Genomic DNA, 1,788 nt, shown 5'->3' on the forward strand with positions numbered 1-1,788 from the left:
GTACCACGGCGAATGACAGGCGCGGGGCGCGGGGTCGGGGGTCAGTGGGGGAGTGGTGGGGTTTTGGTGGACAGGGCGTTGATCTCTCGGGTGGTCAGGATCCGGGGGGACTCGGCCGGGGTGCGGGCTACCGTCAGCATCGCCTGGGCCAGGTGGTCCGTGGTCGTCGTGTGGGCCGGGGCCAGTCTGTGGAGCACCGGGTACAGCCAGGACGTGGCGGCGTAGAGCAGGCGGTAGAGGCGGGTGCGGGAGCGGGCGCCGTGGCGGGGCTGGATGTAGCCGGGGCGGAACATGTGGGCGCGCAGGTTCAGGGCCGCCAGGTCGTTTTCCGTGCGGCCCTTGATCCGTGCCCAGGCCGCCCGTGCCTTCTGCTCGCTGTCGGTGCCCTCGCCCGAGACATAGATGAAGACCAGGCCCGGGCTGACCCGTACCAGGGAGCGGGCGGCGGCCAGGGTGTAGTCGTAGGTGATGCGGGTGTACTCCGCCTCGCCGCGGCCCGCCGACGACACCCCCAGGCAGTAGAAGCACGCGTCCGCGCCCGCCAGTTCGTCCTCGATCACCGAGAAGTCCGTGAAGTCGTCGTGCACGATCTCGGTGACCTTCGCGGGGTGCGGGCCGGTGGGCCGGCGGCTCACCAGGAGTACGGAGCTGACGCCCTCGTCCAGCACGCAGGCCCGCAGGACGCCGTGCCCGACCATGCCGGACGAGCCGTAGATGACAACCTTCACGCGGTACGCCTCGTTCTTCTCGGCTCGTTCTTCCCGACGAGAATCTAACCGATCAGTTAGATTTGAGGCCAGGATACATGGGTTGCATAAGGATCCGGTTAGTCAGGCGGCTAAATTGGACGCATGGTGAAGAAGTCCGATGCCACGAAGGCGCGCCTGTTGCAGGCCGCGACGCAGGAGTTCGCCATGTACGGGATCGCGGGTGCCCGGGTGGACCGTATCTCCGCGGCGGCGTCGGCGAACAAGAACCTGATCTATGTGTACTTCGGCAACAAGGAGCAGCTCTTCGACACGGTCTACCAGGCCGCCATCGAGGAACTGCTGGAGGCCGCGCCCTTCGACGCCGAGGACCTGCCCGGTTACGCCGGGGCCCTGTTCGACTTCTATGTCGCCCACCCGCATCTGATCCGGCTGGCCCGCTGGCACGCTCTGGAACGGCCGGGTGACGAGGTGCTGCCCGTCGCGTACGGGGCGACCCAGGACAAGCTGCGGAAGCTCTCGGCCGCCCAGTCGGCGGGCCTGGTCGACGCGGGTATGCCCGCGCACGCGCTGCTCACGCTGATCCTTGTGCTGTCCGCCGCCTGGAGCGACGGCTCTCCGGAGGCGCGTGCGACCGGTGACGCGGAGCTGGCCGCCCTCCACCGGCACTCGATCGTGGTCTCGGTCGGCCGCCTCGTCCGGCCGCCGCGGGGCGCGGGGGACTCGCGGGGCTGACCCGTGCTCCGGTCCGTACCTGGCCATACCGCCCATAACCTCCCGGCCAGTCCCGGCCCGCTCCGGCCCGTACCGGCCTGTCCGGGGCTGTCTCGCGCTGTCCTTCCCCCGGCTCGTGCCGACCGGTTCCGCCCTGCGCGGTGCCGGCCGAGCGTGCGGTTGTCATGGCGCGATCACTCACCGTATCCAGCCTTCCTTGCGTCGCGACCGACCGCCCGGGCTACTTTTAACTAACCAGTTAGATCCAGCCTGGAAGGACCCCTCCCATGCCCGACTACGAGAACCTGTTCATCGGCGGCCACTGGGTGCCCCAGACCTCCGGCCCCCTCCTCAACATCCGTTCCCC

Annotated in this window: 2 protein-coding genes; one reads left to right on the plus strand and one right to left on the minus strand. The window is 69.1% G+C overall.

Annotated elements, in window-relative coordinates:
- Positions 1–41: 41 nt before the first annotated feature.
- Positions 42–728 carry an NAD-dependent epimerase/dehydratase family protein gene (locus tag WH07_RS20935; protein ID WP_046502187.1) on the minus strand — a complete coding sequence of 229 codons (687 nt, stop codon included), beginning with the start codon at positions 726–728 and terminating at the stop codon, positions 42–44.
- Positions 729–851: 123 nt separating this feature from the next.
- On the opposite strand from WH07_RS20935, the gene WH07_RS20940 reads away from it, so the two are divergent.
- Positions 852–1,442 carry a TetR family transcriptional regulator gene (locus WH07_RS20940; protein WP_046502189.1) on the plus strand — a complete coding sequence of 197 codons (591 nt, stop codon included), beginning with the start codon at positions 852–854 and terminating at the stop codon, positions 1,440–1,442.
- The last annotated feature ends 346 nt before the right edge of the window (positions 1,443–1,788 follow it).

Origin of the sequence: Streptomyces odonnellii (genome assembly GCF_000981895.1) — a bacterium.
GTDB classification, from domain to species: domain Bacteria; phylum Actinomycetota; class Actinomycetes; order Streptomycetales; family Streptomycetaceae; genus Streptomyces; species Streptomyces odonnellii.

Coding starts and splice junctions, on each gene's coding strand:
- WH07_RS20940 (WP_046502189.1), top strand. CDS start 852: ATGGTGAAGAAGTCCGATGCCACGAAGGCGCGCCTGTTGCAGGCCGCG.